This window comes from Candidatus Symbiopectobacterium sp. NZEC135 (genome assembly GCF_025962695.1).
On the sequence record NZ_JAGFPF010000007.1, the window covers coordinates 125,693 to 132,828 of the forward strand.

Below are 7,136 nucleotides of genomic sequence, written 5' to 3' on the forward strand. Positions count from 1 at the left end.
TCTTGATGTTCCCCTCGTGACATAAATAAGTAGCCAAACAGACAGGCACGGTACGGCCGGATTCCGTCAGTAGCGATGTTCCTGCAACGTATCCATTATCCGCATTCACGAGAGGAGTAAACCCGGTCATGATTCGGTTAGAAGGCGTGTGCGTAGACTTTCCCGGTGGTAACACCGGTCCGGTCAGGGCCGTCAACGATGTTAATTTAACCATCCGCTCCGGCGAGGTATTCGGCATTGTCGGCACCAGCGGTGCAGGGAAAAGCACGCTGCTACGCACCATCAATATGTTGCAACGCCCTACACAAGGCCGTATCCGTATCGGTGAAACGGTCATCAGCCAGGCCTCAGGACGCGAACTGCGTCAGCATCGTCAGCGTATTGGTATGATCTTCCAGCATTTTAACCTGATGCATACCCGCACCGTGTTTGAAAATGTGGCGTTTAGTCTCCGCGCCGCCGGGAAATCCCGCGCGGAGATCGCGCAACGGGTGCCGGAGATTCTTGAGCTGGTAGGGCTGTCCGAACGCGGTAATGCCTATCCGGCGCAGTTGAGCGGCGGTCAAAAACAACGGGTGGGGATTGCTCGCGCCATTGCCAACCATCCCGAAGTGTTGTTGTGCGATGAACCGACCTCGGCGCTCGATCTGGAAACCTCGGCCTCGATTCTGGCTCTGTTGAAAAATATTAATCGCCAGTTGGGCATTACCATGGTGCTTATCTCCCACGAAATGAACGTCATCAAAAGTATCTGCCACCGTATGGCGGTGATGACGGGGGGCAATATCGTGGAGGAGGGCGATGTGTTTGATGTGTTCTGCGCGCCAAAACATCCTTTTACCCGACAGTTGGTGCAGCACGCCAACAAGATAGACTTACCCGAGCGGTTTTATCGTTCAGACAAAGGCCCATTGCTGAAAATCATGTTTGCCGATGACTCTGTGGAGCAACCGGTGCTATCCGAAGTGGCTCAGCGTTTTCAGGTTTCAATCAATATCCTGCACGGCAATATCGAATACATCAATGAGCGCGCGCTGGGGCATATCATTGCCCAGATTTCGCATCAGGATGGCGCACAGGCGGATAACGTCAGTGCTGCATTGGCCTATATTGGTCAACACACCTTTGGCGTGGAGGTTGTCCATGAATGAGTTAATGGGTGAATTGAGCGTTGCTTTTGGTGAAACCTTTACCATGGTGTCGATCTCGACCCTGGGCGCCGTGTTGCTCGGATTGCCGCTCGGTATCGCTATCTATGTGACCGATCGTCATCTTTTTTGGCAGAACCGCGTGGTCTACCTGCTTTCCACCGTGCTGGTCAATATTATTCGCTCGGTGCCGTTTGTGATTCTACTGGTGCTGCTGTTGCCGCTGACTCAGTGGCTGTTGGGCAGCACCATCGGCCCGGTGGCGGCGGCAGTGCCAATGTCAGTGGCCGCCATTGCGTTCTATGCCCGGTTGGTGGACTCCGCGCTGCGTGAAGTCGATCCCGGTATTGTGGAAGCGGCAGAAGCGTTTGGTGCCAGCCCGATGCGGATCATCGCTACCGTGCTGTTGCCGGAAGCGCTGGCGGGGTTGCTGCGTGGATTGACGATTACATTGGTCAGCCTGATTGGCTATTCGGCGATGGCGGGTATCGTCGGCGGCGGTGGCGTCGGGGATCTGGCGATCCGCTTTGGCTACTACCGTTATGAAACAGAAGTGATGGTGATCACCGTGATCGCGCTGGTGGTACTGGTGCAACTGGTGCAAACCGCCGGGGATTGGGTATCACGCCGGGCCAACAAGCGTGAAAAACGCTGAGACCAGACACTGAGAATACAGGGTTGAAGACGCATGAAAATTGACAAGATTGTACTGCGCAAAATGAAGATGGCGCTGAAGACGCCGTTTACCACCAGTTTTGCCACCCAAACGGAAAAGCACTTCACCATTGCAGAAGTGCATGCTGGTGGCGTTATCGGTTACGGTGACTGCTCCGCGATTTCGTTGCCGTTCTACAACGAAGAGACCAACGTCACGGCCTGGCATATCATGCGGGATTTTCTTATCCCGATGGTGAAGCAGGCCGGAGCGATTTCCCACCCCTCTGAAGTGCGTGAAATCTTTATGCCGGTAAAACGCAATAACTGCGCCAAAGCGGCGATTGAAGGCGGTATCTGGGATGCCTTTGCCAAACAGCAAGGTATTCCACTGCATCAGGCGATTGGTGGCACGCGCGACCGGGTGGAAGCAGGTGTCAGCATCGGCATTCAATCTTCTCCGCAAAAGTTGGTCGAGGTGGTCGCTGGCTATCTGGATGAAGGTTATCGCCGTATCAAGATAAAAATCAAACCGGGCAAGGATATCGATTACATCGAGGCGCTACGCAGCACCTTTGGCGATATCACGCTGATGGCTGATGCCAACTCCGCCTATTCGTTGGACGATATCGATTTCTTTAAGCGCCTCGATCGTTTCAATCTGCTGATGATTGAACAGCCGCTGGCGCACGACGACATTGTCGATCACCGTAAACTTCAGGCCGCGATTGCCACACCCATTTGTCTGGATGAAAGTATTGCCTCCGTTGAGGATGCACGTAAAGCCATTGAGCTGGGCAGCGCCCGCATCATCAATATCAAGGTGGCGCGGGTCGGTGGCATCACCGAAACCAAATTGATCCATGACTACTGTCAGGCGCACCAGATCCCGGTGTGGTGTGGCGGTATGCTGGATACGGCGGTGGGCAAAGCGCACAACATTGCGGTAGCCTCGTTGCCCAACTTCGTTTATGCCCACGATATTCCGCCTTCCAGCCGCTACTGGCATGAAGATTTTATGCTGCCGCTGGTGGAAATGGATGCGGATAGCTGCGTCGCGGTGCCAAACGCGCCTGGGATCGGTTTTGATATCAACCCCACGCTGTATCAGCGCTATTGCTACGGCGAGGAAACGTTTCAATTTTAATGCTGGGTTCAGCATTGGGGCGTCACCACCAGGGAAACGCTCACTCTACTAAAACAGGAAACGCAACATGACATTCAAAAAATGGTTACCGCTGCTGCTCGTTCCCTTGCTGGGGTTCGGACAAGCCTATGCCACTGATGTGACAAAAGAGATCACCATCGGTGTTTCACCCGGCCCTTATGGCGATATGGTAAAACAGGCCATCAAACCAGAACTGGCAAAGAAAGGCTATACGGTTACGGTACGCGAATTCAGTGACTATATTCAGCCCAATCTGGCGCTGTCAAACAACAGCATTGATGCCAACTTGTTCCAAAACCGCCGCTATCTGGATCGTTTTAGCGCCGATAAAGGCCTGAAATTATCTGAAGTGATCACCGTCCCCACGGCAAGCATGGGTTTCTACTCCAACAAGGTAAAACACCTTGATGAACTGAAAGCCGGAGATGTGGTGACGTTACCGAACGATCCATCCAATCTGGCGCGTTCGTTAGATTTTTTGCAGAAATACGGACTGATCAAGATTAACCCGGATATCACCCCCACTAAGGCATCGTTGCGCGATATCACCGAAAACCCGAAGGGGCTGGTGTTTAAACCGTTGGAAGCGGCACAACTGCCGCGCGCGTTAGGGGGCGTAACCGGGTCACTGATCAACGCCAATTTCGCCATCTCTGCCGGTCTGAAACTGGCTGATGCCATTCAGTTGGATATTCTGCCGGAAGACCTGAAAAACATGATTGTGGTGCGAGCGGAAGATGCCGATAAGCCGTTTGCGCAGGATCTGAAAGCGGCTGTTGAATCGCCGGAGTTTGAAGCCTTTTTCGATCGCAAAGACACCATGTTCTCTGCGTTCCAGAAACCGGAATGGATGACGGCGCGTCACAAACCGTAAGGAAACAGAGGCCGCGTAAGCGGCCTTTTTCGTGCGCTACTCCTGACTGTACTCGCGATGTTTCTCCAGCAGGGCGCTCCCTTGTTCTCCCAGCTCCCAGAACAACCCTGTCATGATCGCCACCCCTTCTTCCACCACCGGACGTAGCAGATGCTCATTGACCGCATGCTGACCGCAGGTGGGGTAAGAGTGGGGGATCCACAGCGTCGGCAATCCCAGAATGTCCGCAAATACGTCATTGGGCAGCGATCCCCCCAGATTGGGCAGCAGCGTGGGTTGCTTACCGCTGATGTCACGCATCAGGTCCAGTGTCCAGTCCACCAGCGGATTTTGTGGATCAAAACGGGTGGCGGGAGAGCTGTTAAGCAGTTCTACCTCAATATGCCCATAGCCGTGCTGAGCCAAATGACGGCGTACATGGTCAATCAAACGGTCACTGTCAGTCCCGACCACAAAGCGCAGTTGGCACACTGCCGTCGCTGTCGCCGGAATGGCGTTGACCGGGCGTGCCGGGTTGCCTGTAACAAACGAAAGCACCTCAAGTGCGTTCCATCCCAGCAATTTCTCGGCGGCGCTCAGGCCCGGCTCACCCCAGTGCGGGTCGATATCCGGGTCGCCAGGATTGCCCGCCGGAACCACATCTTGCAATATCGCGCGCAGCGCGGGCGTCAGCGGTGGCGGCAGCAAATCGTCGATCAGAATCTTGCCGCTGCCGTCAACCAGCGTGGCGATGGCGTTGGCAAGCTGTGTGCCGGGATTGCTGAGCAGCCCTCCCCAGTTACCAGAGTGATAAGCGCGATCGCGCCCCTGCACATGCAGTTTGAAATTGATGCAGCCACGTGAGCCCAAAAACAGCGTTGGCCTATCGGCATGCAGGCGCGGACCATCGGAGGCAATAAAAATATCCGCAGCCAGCAGTGCCGCGTGTTGGAGACACACTTCGGCCAACCCTGGAGAACCAATCTCTTCGCCCATTTCAAACAGCAGCTTGCAGTTAAATCCCAGCCGTGCACCGCGCGCCAGGTAGACCTGTTCCAGCGCCAGTAAATTGATGGTGTGCTGGCCTTTATTATCCGCGCTGCCGCGCCCGTACCAGCGGTCCTGCTCTGCGATCAGTTGCCACGGATCCAATCCTGCGCGCCAGTTGGCCGCATCACCGAACACCACATCCCCGTGCCCATAAGAAAGCAGTGTGGGGAGCGCAGGATCTTCAATGCGTTCCGCCAACATAAAGGGCATCTCTGGCGCTGCCTCGGTGGTGAGAAAATGGCAGATAAAGCCCATAGTTTCTAATACCGGACGTATCTCATCGCTTAGGTAGGCGCGCAGAACGGCATGATTATCGGGTTTCTGGCTCTCGGTGGCTAGCGCCAGGCGGCGTGCCAGCGTGTGAGCAAAATCACCGCGCGTCACACTGCGTGTGGCGCGGCGAATGACATCGGAACGTGTCATAGATTCCTTTATGATTGTTTTGGAACAGCAAAGGCTATTTAAGGGAAAAACGGGCTTTGCCACCATAATAAAATTTGCAATCAAGCTTTGCTTTTCATATAAACCTCAAACGGACTATTGGGAATTTCTCAGATTATGTTGAGCAGTGAACTCCGCTATTTTCTGGCTGTAGCAACAACGGGCTCACTGAGTGCCGCCAGCCAGCAACTCTTCGTGGCGGTGTCCGCCATCAGTCGGCAGGTTCAGCGTTTGGAGGAGCGCATGGGCGTGTCGCTGTTTGAGCGCCACGCGCGCGGCATGATTTTGACTGACGCGGGCCGTATTCTGGAAAATCACGTACGCAAAAGTATGATGGATTTGGACGCGGCGGTGGCTGAAATACAGGGACTGAGCGCACAGCGTAAAACGCTGATACGCGTCGGATGCACTGAGGGAATGGCTTTTGACGCGTTGCCCAACGTGTTTGCCCAGTTTCAACAATCACACCCGGAAACCGCGTTTCATCTCAAGGTGGGGTCGGCGCAGCAGGTCTCTCAGATGGTTCGTCACGGTGAGGTGGACGTGGCTTTGCAATTTGCGTTTGCGCCAGAGCACGGTGTTGAGGTGTTGCTTTCGCTCCCCGCGCCGTTACTGTTGTTGATGGCGGAGGATCACCCGCTGGCAGGTGACACCATCCAGTTAGCCGACCTGTCTCCTTACCCATTGGCGTTGCCTGAACCGACCACCACACTGCGTCAACTGTTCGATCTCTCTTGCCGCATGCAGGGCACCTACCTGGAACCCACACTCTGTTGCAGCAACTTCACCACGCTCTATCATTACGTACTCTCCACGCCACAGGCAGTAACGGCATGCAGCTTTTACTCGGTGATGTATAAGTGCCGACAAGCGCCGCTCCGGCTGGCAAGGTTGGCGATGCGCCAACTGGAACAGCGTGCGTTGCAGGTGCAAATCCAGCCCGGTCATACCCTTACCAATGTACAGCAAGCGTTTATCGCTATGATGCAAGATGTGCTTCACGATGCGGAAAATTACTGTAATACGCTTTTTGATAGAGAAAATTAGCGATATTGATTTGAACTCCATCACGAAATTCAGGTAAAAATCGGATTTTGTGTTCAGAACAACCTCAATAGTATTGGTGTAGCATTGACGCGAAATCAGCAACGTGCCTCACCTTATCGGGTTGACGATTTTTTGCTGAAAAAACACATGGAGATTCGTTATGTTACGCAAGCGACCGATGGCATTTTATGCCAACAGAAAGGATGCTGGTTGTATGGATGGTTTGGTCATCCATCGGTTACACGCTGCTTATCCCGTAAAAAACATTCGGCCTAAACACACGCTTTCAATGGCATTGCTGCGACGATCGTTACGCCGGCAGGGCGGTGAGGGGCGGGGCGTACTGTATTGCCATTCTGTGCAACAGAACGATGTGGCAGCCTGGTTACGCCAACACGCACATTTGGGTTGGCGTCTCGAAATCGATGCGAGATTAATTCCGGGGGAAGTGCGGTTAAAAACAGAAGGTGGTGTATTTACGTTGAAGTGGTAACAACATCTATAGCAAGATCCATTATTAGGCTGATAACAGTCGGTAAAAATAAAGTGTTGCATGCATGTTCTCCCTGCTTCTCAGAATAATAAAAAACCTTATTTTTGTTAGGGTGAAATAAAATAATGTGCTAATGCAAATAAAAACCTCTAGGCGTAAATCTTTGTCACTATATTGAGTTTCCCATTCCTTCCTTCTATCATCGCAAAAAACATTAATCACAATGCGCGTTGTTAACAGCGTGCATTGTGATTTTTTGATTTTATTTATCTCTCTGATATT

8 protein-coding genes are annotated in these 7,136 nt (G+C 53.1%); 6 read left to right on the forward strand and 2 right to left on the reverse strand.

The genetic code is table 11. From position 1 onward, the window contains the following. Nucleotides 1–128: 128 nt before the first annotated feature. From J5224_RS06595 to J5224_RS06610, 4 genes are all read left to right on the forward strand, one after another. On the forward strand, nucleotides 129–1,151 hold the full coding sequence (locus tag J5224_RS06595; RefSeq protein ID WP_264624590.1) for a methionine ABC transporter ATP-binding protein: 1,023 nt from the start codon (nucleotides 129–131) through the stop codon (nucleotides 1,149–1,151). Then, entirely contained in the window at nucleotides 1,144–1,803 is a 660-nt protein-coding gene (locus J5224_RS06600; protein WP_222160570.1) for a methionine ABC transporter permease, read from the forward strand. The genes J5224_RS06595 and J5224_RS06600 overlap by 8 nt, the downstream gene beginning before the upstream one ends. A 33-nt stretch (nucleotides 1,804–1,836) precedes the next feature. After that, entirely contained in the window at nucleotides 1,837–2,949 is a 1,113-nt protein-coding gene (gene menC, locus J5224_RS06605) for an o-succinylbenzoate synthase (RefSeq protein WP_264624592.1), read from the forward strand. 67 nt (nucleotides 2,950–3,016) lie between these two features. Further along, nucleotides 3,017–3,844, forward strand: coding sequence for a MetQ/NlpA family ABC transporter substrate-binding protein (locus tag J5224_RS06610; protein WP_264624593.1), 828 nt, complete (start codon nucleotides 3,017–3,019; stop codon nucleotides 3,842–3,844). A 36-nt stretch (nucleotides 3,845–3,880) separates the two neighbouring features. On the opposite strand, the gene J5224_RS06615 is transcribed toward J5224_RS06610, so the two are convergent. Continuing rightward, the gene (locus tag J5224_RS06615) at nucleotides 3,881–5,296 is read right to left on the reverse strand and encodes a M20 family metallopeptidase (protein WP_264624594.1); all 1,416 of its coding nucleotides are present in this window, start codon (nucleotides 5,294–5,296) and stop codon (nucleotides 3,881–3,883) included. A 135-nt stretch (nucleotides 5,297–5,431) separates the two neighbouring features. Here J5224_RS06615 and J5224_RS06620 point away from each other — a divergent pair, with 135 nt between their 5' ends. Both J5224_RS06620 and J5224_RS06625 read left to right on the forward strand, forming a co-directional pair. Next, entirely contained in the window at nucleotides 5,432–6,361 is a 930-nt protein-coding gene (locus J5224_RS06620) for a LysR family transcriptional regulator (protein WP_264624595.1), read from the forward strand. A 160-nt stretch (nucleotides 6,362–6,521) separates the two neighbouring features. After that, the gene (locus J5224_RS06625) at nucleotides 6,522–6,854 is read left to right on the forward strand and encodes an HrpE/YscL family type III secretion apparatus protein (protein WP_264624596.1); all 333 of its coding nucleotides are present in this window, start codon (nucleotides 6,522–6,524) and stop codon (nucleotides 6,852–6,854) included. A gap of 24 nt (nucleotides 6,855–6,878) precedes the next feature. Here J5224_RS06625 and J5224_RS06630 read toward each other — a convergent pair. Further along, nucleotides 6,879–7,136: hypothetical protein (locus tag J5224_RS06630; protein ID WP_264624597.1), on the reverse strand; the 258-nt coding region annotated here is incomplete at its 5' end.

Coding starts and splice junctions, on each gene's coding strand:
- J5224_RS06595 (WP_264624590.1), top strand. CDS start 129: ATGATTCGGTTAGAAGGCGTGTGCGTAGACTTTCCCGGTGGTAACACC.
- J5224_RS06600 (WP_222160570.1), top strand. CDS start 1,144: ATGAATGAGTTAATGGGTGAATTGAGCGTTGCTTTTGGTGAAACCTTT.
- menC (WP_264624592.1), top strand. CDS start 1,837: ATGAAAATTGACAAGATTGTACTGCGCAAAATGAAGATGGCGCTGAAG.
- J5224_RS06610 (WP_264624593.1), top strand. CDS start 3,017: ATGACATTCAAAAAATGGTTACCGCTGCTGCTCGTTCCCTTGCTGGGG.
- J5224_RS06615 (WP_264624594.1), bottom strand. CDS start 5,296: ATGACACGTTCCGATGTCATTCGCCGCGCCACACGCAGTGTGACGCGC.
- J5224_RS06620 (WP_264624595.1), top strand. CDS start 5,432: ATGTTGAGCAGTGAACTCCGCTATTTTCTGGCTGTAGCAACAACGGGC.
- J5224_RS06625 (WP_264624596.1), top strand. CDS start 6,522: ATGTTACGCAAGCGACCGATGGCATTTTATGCCAACAGAAAGGATGCT.